The 20,791-nt window shown below is 66.6% G+C and carries 16 protein-coding genes; 7 read left to right on the top strand and 9 right to left on the bottom strand.

Annotation, left to right across the window (positions count from 1 at the left end; genetic code table 11):
• Positions 1-48 precede the first annotated feature (48 nt).
• Genes BKA23_RS11945 through BKA23_RS11925 form a run of 5 tightly spaced genes read right to left on the bottom strand, consistent with a single transcriptional unit; the run spans position 49 to position 6,407 of the window.
• Entirely contained in the window at positions 49-1,119 is a 1,071-nt protein-coding gene (locus BKA23_RS11945; RefSeq protein WP_145228802.1) for an ABC transporter ATP-binding protein, read from the bottom strand.
• On the bottom strand, positions 1,116-2,669 hold the full coding sequence (locus tag BKA23_RS11940) for an ABC transporter permease (protein ID WP_145228801.1): 1,554 nt from the start codon (positions 2,667-2,669) through the stop codon (positions 1,116-1,118). Before BKA23_RS11940 ends, BKA23_RS11945 begins: the two co-directional genes overlap by 4 nt.
• Positions 2,666-3,727: an extracellular solute-binding protein gene (locus tag BKA23_RS11935; RefSeq protein ID WP_145228800.1), complete on the bottom strand. Its 1,062-nt coding sequence runs from the start codon at positions 3,725-3,727 to the stop codon at positions 2,666-2,668. The genes BKA23_RS11940 and BKA23_RS11935 overlap by 4 nt, the downstream gene beginning before the upstream one ends.
• A gap of 53 nt (positions 3,728-3,780) precedes the next feature.
• A complete protein-coding gene (locus tag BKA23_RS11930; RefSeq protein WP_145228799.1) occupies positions 3,781-5,187 on the bottom strand; it encodes a Dyp-type peroxidase in 1,407 nt (468 codons plus the stop codon).
• Positions 5,187-6,407, bottom strand: a complete 1,221-nt coding sequence (locus BKA23_RS11925; RefSeq protein ID WP_145228798.1) for an NHL repeat-containing protein — start codon at positions 6,405-6,407, stop codon at positions 5,187-5,189. Before BKA23_RS11925 ends, BKA23_RS11930 begins: the two co-directional genes overlap by 1 nt.
• 579 nt (positions 6,408-6,986) lie before the next feature.
• On the opposite strand from BKA23_RS11925, the gene BKA23_RS11920 reads away from it, so the two are divergent.
• Positions 6,987-8,912: an HNH endonuclease signature motif containing protein gene (locus BKA23_RS11920; protein ID WP_145228797.1), complete on the top strand. Its 1,926-nt coding sequence runs from the start codon at positions 6,987-6,989 to the stop codon at positions 8,910-8,912.
• A gap of 261 nt (positions 8,913-9,173) precedes the next feature.
• Here the strand turns inward: BKA23_RS11920 and BKA23_RS11915 are convergent, their stop codons facing one another.
• Positions 9,174-10,358, bottom strand: coding sequence for an acyl-CoA dehydrogenase family protein (locus BKA23_RS11915; protein WP_145229558.1), 1,185 nt, complete (start codon positions 10,356-10,358; stop codon positions 9,174-9,176).
• Between the two features lie 76 nt (positions 10,359-10,434).
• On the opposite strand from BKA23_RS11915, the gene BKA23_RS11910 reads away from it, so the two are divergent.
• From BKA23_RS11910 to BKA23_RS11885, 6 genes are all read left to right on the top strand, one after another.
• Positions 10,435-11,460 (top strand): DUF2332 family protein, encoded by a 1,026-nt coding sequence (locus BKA23_RS11910; RefSeq protein WP_145228796.1) that lies wholly within the window; start codon positions 10,435-10,437, stop codon positions 11,458-11,460.
• 155 nt (positions 11,461-11,615) lie between these two features.
• The gene (locus BKA23_RS11905) at positions 11,616-13,148 is read left to right on the top strand and encodes an AMP-binding protein (RefSeq protein ID WP_145228795.1); all 1,533 of its coding nucleotides are present in this window, start codon (positions 11,616-11,618) and stop codon (positions 13,146-13,148) included.
• A gap of 42 nt (positions 13,149-13,190) precedes the next feature.
• On the top strand, positions 13,191-14,420 hold the full coding sequence (locus tag BKA23_RS11900) for a hypothetical protein (protein WP_145228794.1): 1,230 nt from the start codon (positions 13,191-13,193) through the stop codon (positions 14,418-14,420).
• Positions 14,375-14,608: a hypothetical protein gene (locus tag BKA23_RS11895; protein WP_145228793.1), complete on the top strand. Its 234-nt coding sequence runs from the start codon at positions 14,375-14,377 to the stop codon at positions 14,606-14,608. Before BKA23_RS11900 ends, BKA23_RS11895 begins: the two co-directional genes overlap by 46 nt.
• Positions 14,601-15,611, top strand: a complete 1,011-nt coding sequence (locus BKA23_RS18010) for a M15 family metallopeptidase (RefSeq protein WP_246104634.1) — start codon at positions 14,601-14,603, stop codon at positions 15,609-15,611. The genes BKA23_RS11895 and BKA23_RS18010 overlap by 8 nt, the downstream gene beginning before the upstream one ends.
• A gap of 3 nt (positions 15,612-15,614) precedes the next feature.
• A complete protein-coding gene (locus BKA23_RS11885) occupies positions 15,615-16,337 on the top strand; it encodes a YoaK family protein (RefSeq protein ID WP_211841707.1) in 723 nt (240 codons plus the stop codon).
• Here the strand turns inward: BKA23_RS11885 and BKA23_RS11880 are convergent.
• The 3 genes from BKA23_RS11880 to BKA23_RS11870 are packed head-to-tail and all read right to left on the bottom strand — an operon-like array spanning position 16,309 to position 20,782.
• Positions 16,309-16,749 (bottom strand): acyl-CoA thioesterase, encoded by a 441-nt coding sequence (locus BKA23_RS11880; protein ID WP_211841706.1) that lies wholly within the window; start codon positions 16,747-16,749, stop codon positions 16,309-16,311. The two genes, BKA23_RS11885 and BKA23_RS11880, sit on opposite strands and share 29 nt — an antisense overlap.
• Complete coding sequence (locus BKA23_RS11875; RefSeq protein ID WP_145228792.1) at positions 16,749-19,127, bottom strand: bifunctional salicylyl-CoA 5-hydroxylase/oxidoreductase; 2,379 nt, start codon at positions 19,125-19,127, stop codon at positions 16,749-16,751. Before BKA23_RS11875 ends, BKA23_RS11880 begins: the two co-directional genes overlap by 1 nt.
• Positions 19,124-20,782, bottom strand: coding sequence for an AMP-binding protein (locus tag BKA23_RS11870; RefSeq protein WP_145228791.1), 1,659 nt, complete (start codon positions 20,780-20,782; stop codon positions 19,124-19,126). Before BKA23_RS11870 ends, BKA23_RS11875 begins: the two co-directional genes overlap by 4 nt.
• Positions 20,783-20,791 lie beyond the last annotated feature (9 nt).

The following is a 20,791-nucleotide window of genomic DNA, read 5'->3' as shown; positions in this document are numbered from 1 at the left end:
GCCTTAACGTCCGTGATCGACCGGGTCGCCGACGCGGACGCAGCAGGTTCACCCCCGGCAGATATGCGGTATGCCGCAGGCCTTCACACCCACCGTGGATCCGGTCTCCGGAGGCGACCCCGTGGTCTGCACCAGCAGATCGATCCCGTCACTGCCGGACGTCCGCACGTCGACCAGACTCACCCCACCCTGAAAACGAACACGCTGCACCCTGGCCGTGACTGCGGCGGGTGCGAGGTCGTCGGTGAGCTCGAGTTGTTCCGGGCGCAGCAACACCAAGCGCCGTTCGTCCGTGGGGCCTGCGGCGTCATACTCCCCGAAGATGCACCGCAGGCCACGCTCGGTGCGCGTGGTGGGCAGGAGGTTCGCTGCGCCGAGCAACCGGGCAACCTGAGCGGTCGGCGGGTGATGGTACAGCTCCTGCGGCGAATCATGAGCAACCACAACGCCATTGGCGAGCATTGCGACGTGGTCTGCAAACGACAGTGCCTCCGCCTGGTCGTGCGTGACGAGAATCGACGTGACGCCCGTGGCAGTGAGTATGCCGCGAACCTCCGCGCGCACCGACTCTCGCAAACCCGAGTCCAGTGAGCCGAAAGGCTCGTCCAGCAACACGATTCGCGGTTGGATCGCCAGTGCCCGGGCGAGCGCGACACGTTGTTGCTGACCGCCGGACAGTTGGTGCGGGTAGCGGCGCTCCAGTCCGCCGAGACCCACTCGATCGAGCAATTCGACTGTGTGGGTGCGGCGTTCGCTGCGAGAACCGCTCATGCCGAAGGCGACATTCCCCGCGACGGTCAGATGCGGAAAGAGCGCGGCGTCCTGCGGCACGTAGCCCACGCCACGGTGCTGCGGTCGCATCGAGCGCCCGGCCCCGGTCACCACCTGCGCGCCCAGGGTGATGGTGCCTGAGTCGGGTGACTCGAAGCCGGCGATGAGCCGCAGCAACGTGGTCTTACCGCTGCCAGAAGCGCCGAGAATCGCTGTAACAGAACCACTTTCGATCTTCAGATCGACGCCGTGTATGACGGCCGTGGCGCCGAAGCTCTTGTTCACGCCTCGCAGTTCGATTGCTGCAGGGGCGGCCGGCGGCGTTGTCGGCACGTGATGTTCGGTCATGCTGTCACCCGCTGAGTCCCGCCGGGTTCGCGCGCAAACCACAGGCCGAGGAGGGCGCCGGGCACCACCGCGAGCGCGACGATCATCAGGGCGTATGGCGCGGCGGCGGCATACGCCACGTTGCCCTGGAACGCCCAGAACTGCGTCGCCAGAGTACTTACACCAATCGGCGCCAAGACGAGCGTTGCCGTGAGTTCCGTTATGGCAGTGAGGAACACCAGGCACAGTCCGGCGGCCAGGCCGGGTGCGAGCAGCGGCAGCGTGACTCGCACAAAGACCGTCAAGGGGGTGCGGCCGAGGGAGACGCCGACGTCATACAGCCGGGCGGAGGCAGTGGCTGCGGCCGATTTCACACAGACCTGGGCGAGTGGGAAGTGGATGATCGCGTAGCCCAGGACCAGCAGCGGCCCGGTCTGGTACCAGGAGAAGACGTATCTGGTGGTCAGGTAGACCAGGCTGAGCGCGACGACGATGCCTGGCAGGGCTTGGGTCACGAAACCGGCTCGATCGATCAACGTGCGTGTCGTGCTGTGGCGGCGAAACGTCAGCATCGCGACCGGAAGCGCCGCAAGGACCGCCACCACGGCACCACCGGCGCTGAATTTGACTGATTCCCAGGTGGCTTGGCCCAGCGTGGCCACGGCCGGGAGGGTGGCGTGCTGCCCCTGTCGCATCCAGTACACGAGGGTCGCGATCGGCAGCGCGATGCCGAAGCCGGTCGGCACCAGCACCACCAGCAGTGCCGGCAGTTGGCGGAGTCGCCATGCGGCCGTGCGAGATTGCGTCCGTCGAGGCTGGCGGAAGCTCGATTGCCTTCGGATCAGCAACGATTCGAGCAGGAGAGCTGACAAACCCATCAGCACCAACGGGATCGACAGCGCTCCTGCAGCATCCGGCTCGAACTGAAACTCGCTGAAGATCTCGGTGGTGAAGGTGTTGAAGCGCAACACCTCGAACGCGCCGTATTCGGAGATGACGGTGAGGAAGACCAGCACCGCCCCGCCGGCGGCGGCGATGCGGATCTGCGGCAGGGTGATGCGGGCAAAGGTGCGCACGGTCCCCGCGCCGAGGCTGCGCGCGGTGTCCTCGAGGGTAATGTCACTGCGGCGCAAAGCGGCCGAAACCGGAAGATAAACAAGGGGATAGCTGCCCAGAGTCATGACAGCAACCGATGCCCCGAGCGGGTCGAGGGTGGGCCACAGTGTGTGCCAGGTGTATCCCACGACGAAGTCCGGCATCGCGATCGGCAGCACCAGCAGGACTGTCCACAACGGTCGCCACGGCAGCGTCATACGTTCGGTGAGCATCGCTGCTGCCACCCCGAGCATGGTCGCGAGTACGACGACCGAAGCCGCCAGCTCCGTCGTGTTGGTGAGCAGCATCGCCGAGCGCTGGCGGAAGAGCACCCGGTGGATCTCGGCCCAGCCGGCCGAGTGGACGTCGAGCACGACCAGCACGAGTGGCAGCAGCATGACGACGGCGACGACCGCGCTGACAGCGACGACGAGGCGGCCTCTCGCGAGGTCCCCCAGACCTCGCAGTCCGCTCACATCAGGCCGCTCTGCTGCAGCAGTGTCTTGGCTGTCTCACCGGTGCCGAGGTCGGCCGGGTCGAACGAATTCGTCTTGTATGACGACAGCGGCGGCAGCTGCACGTTGGCGCTCACGCCCGCGCGCAGCGGGTATTCGTAGCTCTGTCCGTGGGCCAGAACGGTCTGACCAGCTTCGGCGGTCATGAATGCCAGGAACTTCTGCGCAGCCGCCTGGTGCTTGCTCGACTTCAGGATCGCGGCGCCGGAGATCGCACGCACGAAGCCGGGGTCGCCCGGGGCGAAGTAGGCGAGCTTGGCATTCATCGCGTTCTGACCGAGTTCGGCGCGCAGCCGGTAGAAGTAGTAGTGGTTGATCACCGCGAAGTCGGTGGTGCCCTGGTTCACGTCGCTGGACAGCGTCTCGTTGTCGGGCACGTTGTCGCCGGCACCCGCATTGGTCTTGAGCCCGTTCAACCAGGTGAGGGTCGCCGCATTGCCGGTGGCGCGCGCCACCGAGCAGACCAACGGCCAGAAGTCGGTCTCTGACGGCGCGATCTCCAAGCGACCCTTGTATGTGCGATCCGCCATCGCGGCGATGGTCGTCGGCAGATCCGCCGCACCGATCTTGGCGGGGTTGTAGATCAGCGCGCTGATACGTGCCGAAATGCCGACCCAGCTGCCGTCAATTGCGCTGTCCGCCTTGGGGATTCCCGCGCGGGTAGCAGCGTCGACGGTGGCCAGCATCTTGCGGTCGGCCAGTTGCTGCAGCCAGTTGGAGTTCTCGGTGTAGAACACGTCGGCGGGTGAGTTGCTGCCCTCCTGCTCCAGTTGCGCGGTCAGCACGTCCTCGTCGTCGTTGACCACGCGGACCTTGATCCCGGTCTGGGCGGTGAACGCCGAGATCATCGCGTCGGTCGTCTGTGGGTGCTGGGCGTTGTAGAGGGTGATGGTCTCGCTCGCGCTGCCGTGGGAGGAGCTGGAACCGGATCCGCATGCGGCAGCGGTCCCGGCCACGAGCGCGGCGCCGGCGGCGGTGAGCACGGAGCGTCTCGATGGCCGGCTCAGGAAGTCATTCATCGGCTGTCTTTCGGTTGTGGTGACGGGGTTGGGCCGGCGTTCGGTGTGCCGGGTCAGCTCAGCAGCGATCGTCCGAACCAGTCGCCCGGTCCGGTGATGCCCGGTGGCACGGCGAAAACCGCGCTCGCGGTGTGCGTCGTGAACTGGTTCATCGCGTCCTGCTGCGACAGCCGAGTGTTGATCGGCACGAACGCTTTTCGCGGGTCCTGCTGGTAGGCGAGGAAGAGCAGGCCCGCGTCATACTCCAGCGCCTGCCGCCACGGGGGCCACCGCTCGGTGAACTGGGTGGTGCCGTTGTTGTACGAGAACGCGCGGCGCAGGATCACCGCACCCGCGTTGGTCTGCGGTGCAGCGAGCCGGACATGCGCATCGACAGGTATGGCGGAGCTCATCCTCAGGGGCGCGAACTCGTTGTCCTCCCCCAGCGGAGCGCCGGTCAGTTTGTGGCGACCGATGACCTGTTCCTGGTCGCTTGGCGCCAGGCGGTCCCAGTGCTCGAGCGTCATACGAATCCGTCGGTAGACCAGGTAGCTGCCGCCCTGCATCCACACCGGCCCTTCTGCTCCGGCCCACACGGTCGTGTCGAGATTTGTCGGCGGGTGCAGGTTCGAGTCGATGGTGCCGTCCTTGAAACCCATGAGGTTGCGCGGGGTTCCGCCGGTGTTGTCGGGGGTGTACCCCAGTTGGGTCCAGCGCAGGGTGGCGACATCGGGGGCGATGCGGGCGATGCTGCGGACGGCGTGGAAGGCGACCTGGGCGTCGTCGGCGCACGCCTGCAGGAACAGGTCGCCATCGCTGTCCGTCGCGGTCAGTTGCTCTCCCGGGAAGTGCGGCAGAGCTGCCAGTTGGTCGGGCAGCTGCGAGGCGAGGCCGAATCTGTCCCTGCCGGTCCCGTCGACGAACAGGCTGCGACCGAAACCGACGGTGAGCGTGAGTCGTGAGGGCCCGAGCTGGTAGGCCTCGAGGGAATCGTCGGTTGTCGACGCGTTGGTGGCATCGGCATACGCGGCGCCGGTGTCGGTGCTGCTGCGATAGATCGGCACGGTGTGGGAGACACCGGAGGTGAGTGGCGCTGCGAGTGCCGACCATGCCTGCATCAGGGCCGACAGGTCGGAGCGGCTGGCGGAGCTCACGTCGAAGGCCGCGAGCACGGTCTGCTTCTGGGTGTTGCTGATGATGCCGGACTGGTGCTTGCCGTAGAACGACTCGCGCAGCTGACTGCTGCTGGTGGCGTTGGCCGCGGTGGCACGGCCGGCAAGACCGCCGAGCAGGCCGCCGCCCACTGCGCCGGCACCGACGAGCGCGCTGCCGCGCAGCAGGGACCGGCGGCGCAGACCGGAGCGGTCGGTCTGCGCCTGCGGTCCGGACTGGTCCGCCGATCCGCTTGACGTCGCTGCCGGGACCGCCACCGCGTCGTCGGAAGAGTCTGCTGTTGATGGCTTTTCGGGTGTTCCTGGCATCAGTGCAGCTCCGCGAGGACGTTTTCGTCATCCTTGACGAACAGGATGCCGTTGCCGGCCTGGTTGATCGCGATGCCGAACAGATCGCCGTTGCCGGCCGGGTCCTGACCGGTGTTCTCGATCGCGTAGTACTCGCCGACCTGCTTACCCGTGGTGGTGATCTCGACGAGCTTGCCGTTCTGGGCGTTCGCCGCGATGAGGTCGCCGTCCGGAGCGATCGCCAGCCCCAGCGGGTCGGCCAGTTGGCCACCGGACGACACCGTCATACCGGTGCCTGCGGTTGTCGTGCGGGTCAGAGCGTTCGGTATGCCGTCGATCCGGTTGCTGAGGTTGTCTGCGACATACAGCGTTCCGTTGCTGGCGATGGCCAGTCCGGTCGGACCCTTGACGAACGCGGACGGGTCGCCGCGCTCCAGCAGGCCAGATGCGACGGTCTGCTCGGCGGTGACCGTCGGCGGAGAGGTCGTGGTCTGCTTCAGCGAGAGGCGGACGACGTCGCCCTGGCTGGACTGCGCCGTCGCCGAATGGGCAAGTCCGACAACGGTGTTGGAGACGAAAAGCGTCGCGGTGTCGCCGTTGTCCCGGACGGTTGCGTCCCACGGTCCGTTGAGGTAGCTGCCGGTGATGGTCGAGACGAGTTTGCCTTCTGGGGAGAGCACGAGCAGGCAGCCGCGGCCGACGGTGTCGGTCTTGCCGTCGGTGCTCGGCACGCTGCCGACGATGACCCATCCGGTCCTCAGTTGAACCATTGCGGTGCTGAGGCCGACACCGCCGGGGCAGCCGGCGACTGTGTGCGGAAGGTCGGCGAAGACCGACGTCGTGCCGTCGGTGTGGACGTCGACGATGGTGGTGCCGGTGCCTTGGTCGTTGGACTCGTTGTTGAAGTCGTCGACCAGCACGTCTCCGGATTTCACGGTGCCGACGGTGTGCGTGACAGGCCATACGGCATACGGGTTTTCGTCACCGTTGCTGGGCGTGGTCGAACCGAGCACCGAGACGGTGGTCTTGCCGTGCAGGAAGCTGCCAGGTTGCGGGTCGAGAACTGTCGCGGCGGAGCGGTCCTCATTGCTGATCTGCGAGTTGACGTAGCCCTGCGCCTGTTGGCCGGTGAGTCCTTGGGGAACGGAGTTGCCGCTGCTGCTGGACGAACCGCAGCCTGCGGTGATGGTGGCGGTTGCGCCTATTGCAAGGAACGCCAGGCTCTTTCGCCATCTGAACATGTACAGCTCACCTCACCGGAATCGCACCGAACGGCTCGGTGACTTAGGTAAGACTGGCCATAGTTACCGAACACTTACTTAGGTTTGGCTTACAAAACCCTGGATGACGTGGTTGGTGGCGGCGGTCGTGGCCGATAGTGGCCTGTCTGGGCATACGTCGATCGTCGGGCGGTTGAGGGCCGGGCCCGTTCATGCGCGAGGTGGAGAATTCGTCGGCTGCAACGGCCCAACGTCACCTGGCCAAGCCCGTTCATGCACGAGGTGGAGTTCGCCGAGCGAGATCTGCGAGCCGAGCGCTGCGCGAGGTCGCACAGTCGGAGGTGACCCCTCGCCGCCATCCGCGCCGCGGGCTGTGATCTCTGCCCGGAGATGCCGACCGGGGGACTCATCCAGGCCAGGGCTTATCGCAGCCGGTGAAAGGTCATCCCGTCATCGATGGCGGATGTGCAGCCGTCACTCAAGTCGCGTGGCGTCCGACGCAGCCCGCGACCGCGCACTGAGTCTTCCCGGTGTCTTGAGACATGAGCGCGGCCGAGTCATCGGACTTGACCACGCCCTCGAACGTATGTACGATGAAGTATGTCGATCACACCACTGCTGGCCGAGTCAGCGGTGGAGCACGCCACCAGTGGGGAGTTGTTGGAAGCGGCGGGTGTGTTGATGGTGCGGGCGTTCGAGGTGATCTGCGCTGATGCGCCCGGGTTGACCCGGGACGAACTCCTGGCGCAGGTCGAGGCCGTGCAGCGGGTGGCGAATTCGGTGGATGGTGCCCGGGTGGTGCGGATGGCGCAGGTCGCTTCGATTGAAGACGTCACCGACCTGTCCGGTGAGACCGAGGGTCCGCCGGTGACGTCGTGGGTGCGGCACCAGTTGGGGTGGACCAACGAGTGGGTCTCCTCCGAGATCGGGGCCCTGCTGGCGTGGGGTCCACGCCAAGCGGACACCCGCCTGGACCAAGCCTTGGACGCGGTCACGCTGACACCGAGACTGTTGCGGGAAGTCGGCGCGGGCCGGTTAGCGGCGGAGAAGATGCACAAGGTCACCGCCGGGTTGGGGTCCGCACCCACGGACGTGGCGGCAGCAGTCGAATCAGCACTCTTAGACCAAGGCATTGGTGGGTTGACCACCACGCAGATTGCCAGGCGGGTCCCGAGGATCCTGGCCGACCTCGACCCGACCGCCGCCCAAACATCCGGTACGAAGACGAGGGAGCGTGAGGTCGGGGTGTCCTGTCGCGCTAGTCATGTGCCGGGGTTGAGTGAGATCAAGGTCGTGCTGGACTCAGCCCAAGCAGCGCGGATCATGTCCGCAGTCGAGCAGCTGGCCCGTCAGTTGCACCAGGACGCGGTGGAGGTGATCAGCTTGCCGCAATGCCGGGTCGATGCGTTGGTGGATTTGGTGTTGCAGAACGCCCACGTCGACACCCATCTGACCTTCCACATCCCCGTCATGACCGGGGTATTCCCCGGCGACGCCACCGCAACTACCACCACGACCAGCACTGCAACCGCGGCTGGTGCGGCAACCGCCGCGTGCTCAACCGCCGCAGGGTCGGCATCCGCCGCAGCCGGCGTCACCGGTGCTGCTGCCGCCACGGCTGCTGTCGCCGGTACTGCGGTTGACAGCGGTGCAGTCGCCGCGACCATCGCCGGTGCTGCAGGCAGTGGTGCTGTGGTCGGTGATGGTTCGGATACTGCTCGGGCACAGGTCGCGGCGTTGTGTGACCGGTTGTTCCCCGACCCGCACACCATGGGCTGGACCCAGGTCGTCCGTACCGAGAACAACCCACCACCGGATGAAGAGTGGAACCTTGATGGCGAGGGATGGTCCCCGTGCGGGTGGCCAGAACCACCCGACGACGTCTTCGATGATGATCCTGACCATGAAATCGACTGGGACACCGCCCTGGCACACCTGGTCGACTCGCTACCCGACCCACCACTGGACGGCGTCTTCACCGCCGACCCGCACTTCGGTGACTACCCCGACATTGGTGCCCCGACCAACCCGGTCACTGTGCCCGACACGGCCAACCTGGTCGCACCATCACGGCACGTCATGCCGTCGGCGTCAGCGCCGGCAATAGCGGGGGCGGGTCCGGTGATCGTGCCGGGGGTCGGCACGATCCTGCCCTCCCACGTCCACGCGTTGACCAGCACGCTGGGAGTGTCCCTGGCACGCACACTCCTGGACGCGACCACCGGTGTGCTGGTCCAAGCAACCTCGACCAAGTACCGCCCCACCGCCGGCATTGCCCGATTCGTCAAAGACCGGGACCAGCACTGCCGGTTCCCCGGCTGCACCCAACCCGCCACGTATTGCGACGCCGACCACGTGATCCCCTGGCCCACCGGACCCACGACCCCGGCGAACCTGCAATGCCTGTGCCGGCACCACCACCGGGTCAAACACCAAACCCGGTGGCAGGTCACCATGACCACCGACGGGGTATGCACCTGGACCAGCCCCAGTGGCCGCCGCTACCTCACCCGACCCGCCGACTGAACTCGCCCGACACCACCGCACCAAGACCCGCAACCCGCCGACTGAAACGTCGCTGACCCGTCGACTGAACTGCGCCTGATGCATGCGGCTGGCTGGTCTGCGGACCTGGCCATAGAGGACCTGGTCACTGAACTCCATGGGACACGACCCGCCGACTGAAGTCGCGTGACATGACCCGTCGACTGAGCCCGCGAACGTGGCCGATCTCCGAGGCGTCCGCGTCCCAGGAGAAGACTGATGGTCAGCAACCTCGAATGCGGCTCAGCGGAAAGAAGATTCGCCGGTCAGGGCCTGACCGATGATCAGCTGGTGCACCTCGGATGTGCCCTCGTACGTCATCACCGACTCAAGGTTGTTCGCGTGCCGCAACACCGGGTAGTCCAGCGTGATGCCATTCGCCGCCATGATCGTCCGGCAGGTGCGCGCGATCTTGATCGCCTCGCGGCAGTTGTTCAGCTTTCCGAGGCTGACCTGCTCATTTGTCACACCGGTCGAATCCTTCAACCGGCCCAGGTGCAGGGCCAGCAGCATTCCCTTGGCGAGTTCGACCGCCATGTCCGCGAGCTTCGCCTGCGTCAACTGGTATGCCGCAAGCGACTTGTCGAACACGCGACGGCTTTCGGCATACTCCAGTGTCGCTTCGAGGCAGTCACGCGCGGCACCCATGGCGCCGAAGACGATGCCGAAGCGCGCCTCCGACAAGCACGACAGCGGCCCGCGAAGGCCCGAAACCTCAGGCAGCACAGCGTCTTTCGGCAACCGCATGTCGGTGAACGCCAATGCTCCGGTGATCGAGGCACGTAGTGACAGCTTCCGCTCGACCTCGGTCGCCTCGAAGCCGGGCGTCTCGGTCGGCACGACGAAACCGCGGATCTTCTCGTCGGTCTGGGCCCAGATGACCGCGACGTCGGCAACCGGGCCGCTGGTGATCCACATCTTGCTGCCATTGATCACCCAGTCGTCACCGTCACGCCGAGCGCGCGTCCGCATGCCGCCGGGGTCCGAACCGAAATCCGGCTCGGTCAGGCCGAAGCAGCCGATCGCCTGACCGGCCGACATACGCGGCAGCCACTCCTGCTTCTGCTCCTCGCTGCCGAACTTGCGGATCGCGGTCATCGCGAGCGAACCCTGAACGGACATCAGCGAGCGCACGCCCGAATCCACGGCCTCAAGCTCCATGCAGGCCAAACCGTATGCGGTTGCTGATGATTCGGCGCATCCGTAGCCTTCGAGGTGCATTCCGAGCAGGCCGAGTTTGCCGAGTTCGCGGGCGATGTCGCGCGCCGGGACGGTGCCCGCCTCGAACCACTCCGCCAGATGCGGACGCAGCTTGTCGTCGCCGAACTTGCGGACCATCGCCTGCAGGTCTCGCTCCTCCTCCTGCAGGAGTCCGTCGATGCCGAGGAGATTGGTCAGGGCTGGGTTCGGTGCGCTCACACTGACCATCTTGCCCCGCTCGGGTCGTCTGGGCGCCGATGCCCGGTCGATACGGCTCCTCACGAGCAGCTAGTTTGAACCGACTATGACGAGTGACGATGTGCGCGCGGCGTTCGCGGACGCGGTCGATGTCTTCGACGGGCCGCTCTTCCGGTCATGGTGCGTGGCGGTTGCGCAGGAGACGGGCCGCGACGACGGCACCCTGACCGCCTTCGAAAGCAGAGGGCTGCGGTTCACCAGTTGGAAGGCAGTCCAGTCCCTGCTACGCGCAACGTCGATGGAGTTGCGCAGGGCGGGCGAGGACCTGCAACTGGTCGACTACTTCCCGGTGCTCGGTGGGCAACTGCCGGCGGACGACCGCGCTTTTCAGTTGTGGCGCGAGTTGCTGCGCGACCGCCGCGGCCACCTGGTCCGCCACCTTGACGGGCCCGTCCGACCGCTCAACGATCCGATCAACGGGGTGCGGATCCTGAGCCTGCTCGACGACTACCTCGACGAGACGTATGCCGAGCCACTCACCCTCGAACTGCTCTGTGTCGGTGCGGCGGCCGGCCTCGAATTGGTCGCCGATGCGTTGACAGCCGATGTCCTGCCACCCGAGGTCGTGTCAACCGGTGGGCTGAGAGCTGCTGGCGATCTGCCCCTGCTGGGTCGCCACAGCATCGTCCACCGCGGCGGCGTCGACCTCGAGCCCCTGGACCCTCGTGACTCGGCGACCCTCGATGCGATGCTGTCCTTGCTCGAACCGGAGGAGGTCGACCGGCAGACGAGGATCCGCCGCGCGGCTCGGCTGGCCCAGCAGCAGGACATCGTGGTCTCCAAACGGGACGCCTTTGCGGCAGTCGCAGCTCCAGGCTTCGGATTTGGCCGGTTGCCAGTGGTTTTCGGCTCGTCATTCCTGTGCAGCGTGCCCGAGCCGACGCGGATGGACGAGCTGATGCGCGCTCGTTACGCCGAAGGCATCTGGATCTCCGATGAGGCCGCCGGTGTCATGCGAAGGGTGATCGACGACCCGGAACTCGCTGATGTCTCGCCGATGACACGGGTCACGCGCCTCGTGCACTATCGCGCGGGCGAGGCGATCGCCATACGTACGCGGGTTGATGGCTGAACGTCGATCGACGCCTGAAGGTGATCGCTGAACGCCGTCTGAGGAGCGAGAAGTTCGGCCAACTGATGATGCCCGCGCCATCCGCCGCACTAGGGTGAATGTGACGGCTGTTACAGCGGGTGCTGCGGCGCCCACCAGTTTCCGGAGGATCGCTCGTGGAGTTTCCCCTCATCGTTCGTGACTTTCTCGATCGAGCCGCGACGGCATACCCCGACCGCACCGCCATCGTCGACGAACCCGACCAGCCGGCCGCGGGATTCGGCGGCGGTCAGATCACGTATGCCGACATGGCCCGCCTCGCCCGCGGGCAGGCAGCCGGCCTCGACCGGCTGGGTGTGCCGACCGGCGGCCGAGTCGCGATGGTTTCTCACAACAGCGCCCGCCTGATGACCTCGTTCTACGGGGTGAGCGGCTGGGGGCGGGTGCTGGTGCCGGTGAACTTCCGGCTCTCGGTGCCCGAGGTGCGCTACATCATCGAGCACTCCGGTGCCGAGGTGCTCATGGTCGATCCCGAGTTGCGCCACCTGATCGACGAGGTCCCATGCAAGCACTCGTTCGTGCTCGGCGAGGAGACCGACGAACTCCTCTGGGGTTCGACCGATGAACCCGCGCCCTGGGCAGGCGATGAGCACGCGACGGCGACCATCAACTACACCTCCGGCACCACCGCCCGCCCCAAGGGCGTGCAGCTGACACACCGCAACTTGTGGCTCAATGCGACCGTATTTGGTTGGCAGACAGGGGTTTCCGACCGCGACGTCTATCTGCACACGCTGCCGATGTTTCACGCGAACGGCTGGGGCATGCCGTATGCCGTGACCGGCATGGGCGGGGAGCACATCGTCCTGCGCAAGGTGGACGGCGCCGAGATCCTGCGCCGCGTCGAGAAGTATGGCGTCACGCTCATGTGCGCGGCCCCCGCCGTCGTTGCAGCGGCACTCGATGCAGCCGCGACCTGGGATGGTCCGATCCCCGGCCGTGACCGCACCCGCATCGTCGTCGCGGGCGCGCCGCCGCCGACACGCACCATTGAACGGGTTCGAGACGAGCTCGGCTGGGAGTTCATCCAGATCTACGGCCTGACCGAAACAGCCCCGCTGCTGACGATGAGCCGGATGCGACAGGAATGGGAGGACCTCACGCCGACCGAGCAGGCCCGCAACCTCGGCCGGGCCGGGGCGCCCGCCATCGGTGTGCGTGTCCGGATCGACGGCACCGGCGAGGTGCTGGCTCAGTCCAACCACAATCTCGAGGCGTACTGGGAGAACCCCGACGCCACGGCGGATGCGCTGGCCGACAACTGGTTCCACACCGGTGATGGCGGCGCCTTCGAGGGCGGCTACCTGACGATCTCCGACCGCAAGAAGGATGTCATCATCAGCGGCGGCGAGAACGTCTCCTCCATCGAGGTCGAGGACGCTCTCATGTCCCACCCGCGCGTGCGGGAGGTTGCGGTGATCGGCGTGCCCGACGAGAAGTGGGGCGAACTGGTGACGGCGCTGGTGGTCACCGACGGCGAGGTCACCGAGGCTGAGCTGATCGCGCACTGCCGCGAGAACCTCGCGGGCTACAAGTGCCCCAAGCGCATCGAGTTCAGAGATGAACTCGCCCGGACGGCGACCGGCAAACTGCAGAAGTTCAAGCTGCGCCAGCCGTACTGGGAGGGTGTCGAGCGCGGAGTCAACTAGCCCGCATCGGACGCATTCAGATCGGGACGGTTTACTGACCCGGTGCGCGAACCCCTGACTGCCGTCCCGATCGCCGGACGGGCCAAGGTCATCGCGATCGCGCTCGGCGGCTATCTGCTCGCCCGAGTGGTCTCGGCTGTGCTGATCTGCTGGATCGCGGCGCACAGTTCCGCGCGCAATCTGGCGAAGTACCGCATCGACCCGTACCCGCACATCGACTACTGGACGATCGCCGGGTCGTGGGACGGTCGCTGGTTCCACACGATCATCGAGCACGGCTACCCCTCCGTGCTGCCCTACCATCACGGCCGGGTGGTCCCGAACTCCTGGGCATTCCTGCCGGTGTACCCCGAACTCACGCACGCCCTCATGTATCTCACCGGCGGCTCGTTCTCGGTTGTCGGTTCGCTGTTCGCCTTGATCGTCGGTATCGCCGCGGTGCCGCTGATGGTGTTGCTGTTCATGCCGCTGATCGGGGCACGCGCCACCTGGATGACCGTCATTCTGTATGCCGTGTGGCCGGCCTCGCCGGTGCTTCAGATGACCTATTCCGAGAGCCTCGGCATGCTGTTGTTCCTCGGAATCCTGTTGGCATTGGCGCGATTCCGGTGGCTGACCGTCGCCGGTCTGGTGCTGGTGCTCGGACTGACCCGGCCTCTGACGGTCCCACTGGTCCCGGTGGCTGCGGCGGCCTGCTGGATGCGTTGGAAGGGTCGCTCCGGTCGAGCCGTCGAGCGCTCCGAGGTGGCGTCGGTGGTAGCCATGGCGGTGGCCTTCGTGGTGGCGACCGGCGCCTGGCCGGCATACGTCTGGTGGCGCACGGGCGTGCGGTCGGCATACGTGGACACCGAGCACGCGTGGACGCACGGCAAGGACAGTCGCCCGTTCCGGGGCTGGATCCGGGGTTTCGAGGTCCATTTCGGTGACCTCGGCGGCAAGGTGGTGCTGGTGGCCTGCATCGTGATCTTCTTGGTCGCGCTGTTCGGGCCGTGGTCGCGCCGCCTCGGACTGCAGCTGCGCGTGTGGTGCCTGGCCTACGCGGTGTACATCGGCGCAGTGGGCGAGGTCTTCACCAGCCAGTACCGCTTCATGCTCTTCACCTTCCCGCTCGGCGTGATCGCGATCGGTGCCGGCGGCGCCCGTCGACTCGAGGAGCGCAGCCGCTGGCGCACTGATGTCGTCTTCGGGCTGATGGTCCTCGGATTCCTCGCGCTGCAGGTGGCGTGGTGCTGGGAGTTGCTGCGGGTGCACAAGCCCTGGTCGCCGATCTGACGAGCGAGGCTGATCGGCGCCCGGCCGGATCCTTTCGCGCAGGATCTGCGGGGGTCGCCGCCACCGATTCGATCACCGCCGACGCGCTCCTGTCCCGAGATTCCCAGGTGACCCGCATCGACCTCGATAGGCTGGACACCGATCACCCGCATCACCTGTATCTCGGCGGAAAGGTTTCCGGTGTCTGACAACCACGGCTCATTGCCGTTGAACGGTGTCTCCCGTCGCACCGCGATCGCCGTCGTCGGAGGCTCAGCACTGTTCATCGCCGCAGGTCGTGTCGCCGGACGTGCCACTGACGCCGCCGGGCGTGGGACAGGGCACCGGAGCGCCATGCCCGCGCCGGGCAGCACCCACAAGGTGGAACCCGTCGCCCACGCCGTCCCCGGTTCGGAAGCCCGTCTCACGGTCTTTCCCGTGACCACGACACGCGCCGCGGTACTGGCGTCCGGCATCACCGCGCCGACCGCCGAGGTCACGACGGCCTCGGGCACATCGCTGGCCACTGCCCAGGTGCACTCCGGGACCGCTCTGTTGACCTTCGCGGTCCCCGCAGGTTCGGCAGCGTCATACGTGCTCGGCAACGGTCAGCATCGGCAGAATTTCACCGTGTCGACCACGCCGGCCGACTTCAACGACTCGTTGTGGCGGGTGTGCAACAAGGCGATCGCGTTGCCGTCGTCGTATGTGCCGTCCGGGCTGACGGCGAGCACCGGTCACCTGATGAGGGCGGAGACGGCGTCGGCATACGAGGCGATGGCGGATGCCGCAAGGTCCGCCGGGATCACGCTCGGCATCACCAGCGGCTACCGCTCGTATGCCGATCAGGCCAGCACCTTCTCGTCGTGGTCGCAGACGCTCGGACAGCAGGATGCCGAGCACGAGTCCGCCATGGCCGGTCACTCCGAGCATCAGCTCGGCCTGGCGATCGACGTGCAGCAGGCCAGCGGCGTCTGCACACTCAACACATGTTTCGGCTCGACCACCGCAGGAGAGTGGGTCGCAGCCAACGCACATCGATTCGGGTTCATCGTGCGCTACCAGCCGGGTCGGCAGAACATCACCGGCTACGACTACGAACCCTGGCACGTTCGGTATCTCGGCACCGAACTCGCCGCGGACTATCAAGCACGCGGATTCCATTGTCTCGAAACCTATTTCGGCCTTCCTGCAGCACCCGACTACATCTGACCCGTGCCGGCTGACACAACTTCCGACTCTCCGAGCCCGGGCATTGTCGGGTCGCTCGTGGCCGATCCGAAACATGGTGTGCTGCCGGTGCTGTTGCTCCTGCTCACCGTCGTGACCGGCGTGGTGGACGCTGTCAGCCTGCTGACACTCGGCCACGTGTTCGTCGCCAACATGACCGGCAACATCGTCTTCATCAGTTTCGCCCTGGTGGGTACGCCCGGCTTCTCGCTGGCGGCGTCGTTGTCCGCCCTGGCGGGATTCCTGATCGGCGCGATCGCTGGCGGCCGATTCGTGCGCCACAGTCGGCTGGACCGGCTTCGGTTGGTGCGCGACAGCGTGCTTGTCGAGATCGTGCTCGTCGCCATCTCGCTCGTCATCAGCATCGTCCTCGGCCCGCAACTGACCGACGGACCGGCAGCGGTCATCGCCGGGGTGCTCGCGGTGGCGCTCGGCGTGCGCAACGCGGTGGTCCGCAAGGTCGCCGTGCCGGATCTGACGACGACGGTGCTGACCATGACACTGACCGGCCTCGGCGCCGACCATGACGTGTCGTCGACCGTCTGGGTGAAGAGGATCCTGGCGGTGGTCGGCATGGGTTGCGGTGCGGCGGCGGGGGCGCTGATCGTCCGCCACGGTCATGCGTGGGCGGGGTTGACCCTCGCACTGGTGCTGCTGGTCATCACCGAGGCGGTGGCGATCAGCGCGGCGCGTCGGCTGCAGCCGTGAGACGCTCGCGCCACAGCGGCGGCCACGGGCTCGCGCTGCTGGTCGCGTCGGACGCATGCACGGTGACGTACTTGCCAGCGGCAGCCCGGACGGTCGGATCGCCCTGATCGTCCAGCGCCCACACCTCGAAGGCGAAGTGCAACGAGGAGGTGCCGACATGAGTGATGCGCAGGGTCACGCGAACGCTCTGCCCGAAAAAAAGTCGGTCGAGATAGTCGACCTCGTAGCGCACGCGAGGTGCCCGGCCGAAGTAGTCCGGCAGTGCGAGCGCACGCATCCAGGCGGCTTCCGTCGCCTCGGCGAAACGCGCGATCGCGGTGTGATGATGGTGCCCCGCCGCGTCGGTGTCGCTCCACTGCACGACGAGCTCCTGGCTGAAACCTGCTGGCACGTATGCCGTTTCGCCATCCATCAGACACCGACCTCTCGACGGTGCGGCGTCCACCGCAGGTGCGTCTGTGGCTGGTCCGTCTCCTCGCGCAACATGGACAGGCGCGGCCGAACAGCGTCGGTCCGGGCAGTCGGCGGCTTGCGGCGCCCGGCTGCGAACTGCGGTGGCCACTGTGCGCCGGCCCCCGACCACTCCTGCTCGGCGGCCGCCTGCAGGGTCCAGTTCGGGTTGTAGAGGTGGGTGCGGCCGAGCGCACAGAGGTCGGCGCGACCGGCCAGCAGGATCGAGTTCACGTCGTCGTACGACGAGATCGCACCCACAGCCATCACCGCGACGCCGGCCGGCGCCGCCACCCGGTGACGCAGCACGTCGGCGAATGGTGTCTGATACGACCGGCCGAAGGCCGGGCGTTCGGTGGACACGACCTGACCAGTCGAGACGTCGATGCCATCGACGCCATGGTCGACGAAGGCCTGCGCGATCTGCACGGCATCCTCGACGGTCGTGCCACCCTCAGCCCAGTCGGTCGCCGAAAGCCGAACGGTCACAGGGCGACTCGCCGGCCAGACCGTACGAATTGCGTCCAGCACCTCCAGTGGAAAACGCAGCCTTGCCTCAAGTGAGCCGCCATACTCGTCCGTGCGCAGATTCGTGAGCGGGGACAGGAAGGACGACAGCAGATAGCCGTGCGCGCAGTGCAACTCCAGCAGATCGAAGCCTGCCTCTGCACCGCGACGTACGGCTGTCACGAACTCGTCGCGCACCCCCTGCAGTTCGGCAATCGTGAGCTCATGCGGCACCTGCGAGTTCGGCAGGTACGCCAGCGGCGAGGGTGCGACGACCGGCCAGTTGCCGTCGTCCAGCGGTTGGTCGATGCCGTCCCACATCAGCTTGGTCGAGCCCTTGCGTCCGGAATGCCCCAACTGCAAGCCGATCCGGGCATTGCTGCGCTCGTGCACGAAGTCGGTGATGCGGCGCCACGCGGCAGCCTGCTCATCGGTGTAGAGCCCCGTGCATCCCGGTGTGATCCGCCCGTTCGCCGACACACACACCATCTCGGTCATCACCAGACCCGCACCGCCGAGCGCCTTCGACCCCAAGTGCACCAGGTGAAACTCGCCCGGCACACCGTCGGTCGCCGAATACATGTCCATCGGCGAGACGACGACACGGTTCTTCAACTCGAGCCGGCCGATGCGCACCGGCTGGAACATCGCCGGAGCGACGTCCGGCAGGCCGCGCTGCGCTGCCCAGGCAGCGTCGACGGTCGCGGCGAATCCCGGATCGCGCAGGCACAGGTTGTCGTAGGTGATGCGGCGCGAGCGGGTGAGCAGGTTGAAACAGAACTGGGCGGGCTCCTGGTCGACATACATGCCGATGGATTCGAACCACTCCAGCGACGCCTGCGCGGCTCGTTGTGTCGACTCGACGACCGGCCGTCGCTCGAGTTCGTATGCCGCGAGCGCTGTTGGCACGTCGGGGTTTTCGTGCAGACAGGCGGCCAGGGCCAATGAATCCTCCATGGCCAGCTTGGTGCCGGAGCCGATGGAGAAGTGTGCCGTGTGCGCTGCATCACCGACGAGCACCAGGTTGCCGGTGTGCCAATGCTGGTTGCGCACGGTGGTGAAGCTGATCCACTTGGAGTTGTTGGCCTGCAGATCGTGCCCGGCCAACTCGTCGGCGAAGATCTCCGCCAGGCGCGCGACGGCACGTTCATCGGATTGTCCAGGGCCGAAGTTCTCGTGTTCGGTTGCGTCGAAACCCGCTCTGCGCCATACGTCCTCGTGCATCTCGACGATGAACGTCGACCCCGCATCGGAGTAGGGATAGCCGTGCACCTGCATGGTGCCCCACTGTGTCTGCTTGATGAAGAACTGGAACGCTTCGAAGACCCGGTCGGTCCCGAGCCAGATGAACTTGTTGTGCCGCGGATCCAGGCTGGGCCCGAAGTCGGCGGCAAAGTGCCCGCGGATCGTGGAGTTGACGCCGTCGGCGCCCACGACCAGGTCATGGCTGCCACGCAGAACGTCGACATCGGGAGCCGGTGTGCTGAAGTGCACTGCGACACCGAGGTCGGAGCACCGCTGCTGCAACAGCAACAGCAACTCCTTGCGGGACATTGCCGCGAAACCCTGGCCGCCGACCGTGTGCGTCTCGCCGCGGAAGTGCACGTCTATGTCGGTCCATCGCGCGAATGAGCCTGCCATCGCCTCGAACACGACCGGGTCTGCGTTGGTGATACCGCCGAGGGTCTCATCGGAGAAGACGACACCGAAGCCGAAGGTGTCGTCCGCCGCATTGCGCTCCCAGACGGTGACCTCGTGCGTCGTGTCGAGCTGCTTCAGCAGCGCGGCGAGGTAGAGCCCACCCGGGCCGGCGCCGACGATGGCCACCTTCATGGCTGTGTCCTGTCCGCGGCTGCCGCCGCCTCGATCTCGGCGCGAATCCGTTTGCGCAGCAGGAAGTGCTGCACCTTGCCGCTGGGGTTTCGTGGCAGGCCTTCCACAAAGCGGATCTCGCGCGGGTACTTGTATGGCGCGATCACGGACTTCACGTAGTCCTGAAGCTCCGCCGCCTTCGCCGCGTCTGCAGCAACACCTTCGCGCAACACCACGAAGGCGCACACGATCGTGCCGCGCGCCAGGTCGGGCTTGGCGACGACAGCCGCTTCGAGCACGTCCGGGTGACCGACGATGGCCGACTCCACCTCGGGAGCACCGATGTTGTAACCGGAGGAGACGATCATGTCGTCGGAGCGGGCCTGGAAATGGAAGTAGCCGTCGGCATCGCGCACGAAGGTGTCTCCGGTGATGTTCCAGCCGGCCAGCACGTAGCTGCGTTGGCGATCGTCGTCCAGATAGCGACAACCGGTGGGTCCCACGACTCCGAGCAACCCGGGCTCACCGTCGGGCACGGGATTGCCGTCGGCATCCAGGACCGCCGCCTCGAAGCCGGGCACCGGCCGACCGGTCGCGCCGGGTCGTATGTCGTCGCCGGCGGCCGAGATGAAGACGTGCAGCATCTCGGTCGCCCCGATGCCGTCGATGATCTGCAGGCCGGTCTGTTCGCGCATCGCGCGCCAGGTCTGCTCGCTGATGTGCTCACCGGCGGACACCGCAACCCGCACCGAAGCCAGCAGATGTGCCTCGTCGGCGGCGAGGATCGCGCGGTACGCCGTCGGCGCTGTGAACAACGCCGTGACCTCGAATTGCGAGACGTAGTGCGCTAGTTCGGATGGCGTGGCCGTCTCGGTGAGCAGCGCGGCTGCGCCTGCCCGCAGCGGGAAGACGACCAACGCGCCCAGCCCGAAGGTGAAGGCAAGCGGCGCCGTGCACGACACGAGATCGTCCGGATGCAGGTGCACCAGCTCTCGCCCGAAGGTTTCGGCGATCGAGATGATGTCGCGGTGGAAGTGCATCGTGACCTTCGGGACGCCGGTCGTGCCCGAGGTCGGCCCGAGCAGGGCGACGTCGTCGGCCGCTGTCTCGATGTCGGTGAAGTGTGCCTGGGCGGCGGCGCACAGCTGGACCAGATCGTCCTCGCCGTCACCACCGACGGTGACCAAGGCGCATCGCTCGTCGACCAGGCCGCTCACCTCAGCGGCGAACCTGTGATCGGCCACCACGAGCGCGGGCCGGGTGCGGTCGAGCACCGGTGCCAGTTCCGTCGCGCGCAGCATCGGCATGGTCGTGACGACGACGCCGCCAGCCCGCAGGACACCCAACCAGCAGGCGACCAACCACGGGTTGTTCGGCGATCGGAGCACGACACGCGACCCGGGCACGACACCGAAGCGGTCGACGAGCACGTTCGCGATCTGACGGGATCGGTCCTGCAGATCGCCATACGTCCATCTCGTGCCGTCAGGCATCAGCAACGCCGAGCGGTCGCGGCCCAGCCGTTCGACCGTGTCGTCCAGCAACACGGCCGCGGCGTTGAGGCGGTCGGGGTACTGCAGTTGCGGGAGCGTGAACTGCAGTCGTGGCCACAACTGCGGGTCGGGCAGGTTGTCGCGGGTGAAGGTGTCGACATGAGCTGAAGCGGACAACTGCATGGGTGGTCC

Origin of the sequence: Rudaeicoccus suwonensis (genome assembly GCF_007829035.1) — a bacterium.
Classification (GTDB): domain Bacteria; phylum Actinomycetota; class Actinomycetes; order Actinomycetales; family Dermatophilaceae; genus Rudaeicoccus; species Rudaeicoccus suwonensis.
Note: the sequence above shows the minus strand (reverse complement) of the source record. Positions and strands in the feature narration are given on the sequence as shown.

Excerpts from the sequence above, each read along its gene's own strand:
- BKA23_RS11945 (WP_145228802.1), bottom strand. The coding sequence starts at position 1,119 with ATGACCGAACATCACGTGCCGACAACGCCGCCGGCCGCCCCTGCAGCA.
- BKA23_RS11935 (WP_145228800.1), bottom strand. The coding sequence starts at position 3,727 with ATGAATGACTTCCTGAGCCGGCCATCGAGACGCTCCGTGCTCACCGCC.
- BKA23_RS11930 (WP_145228799.1), bottom strand. The coding sequence starts at position 5,187 with ATGCCAGGAACACCCGAAAAGCCATCAACAGCAGACTCTTCCGACGAC.
- BKA23_RS11925 (WP_145228798.1), bottom strand. The coding sequence starts at position 6,407 with ATGTTCAGATGGCGAAAGAGCCTGGCGTTCCTTGCAATAGGCGCAACC.
- BKA23_RS11920 (WP_145228797.1), top strand. The coding sequence starts at position 6,987 with ATGTCGATCACACCACTGCTGGCCGAGTCAGCGGTGGAGCACGCCACC.
- BKA23_RS11915 (WP_145229558.1), bottom strand. The coding sequence starts at position 10,358 with ATGGTCAGTGTGAGCGCACCGAACCCAGCCCTGACCAATCTCCTCGGC.
- BKA23_RS11910 (WP_145228796.1), top strand. The coding sequence starts at position 10,435 with ATGACGAGTGACGATGTGCGCGCGGCGTTCGCGGACGCGGTCGATGTC.
- BKA23_RS11880 (WP_211841706.1), bottom strand. The coding sequence starts at position 16,749 with ATGGATGGCGAAACGGCATACGTGCCAGCAGGTTTCAGCCAGGAGCTC.
- BKA23_RS11875 (WP_145228792.1), bottom strand. The coding sequence starts at position 19,127 with ATGAAGGTGGCCATCGTCGGCGCCGGCCCGGGTGGGCTCTACCTCGCC.
- BKA23_RS11870 (WP_145228791.1), bottom strand. The coding sequence starts at position 20,782 with ATGCAGTTGTCCGCTTCAGCTCATGTCGACACCTTCACCCGCGACAAC.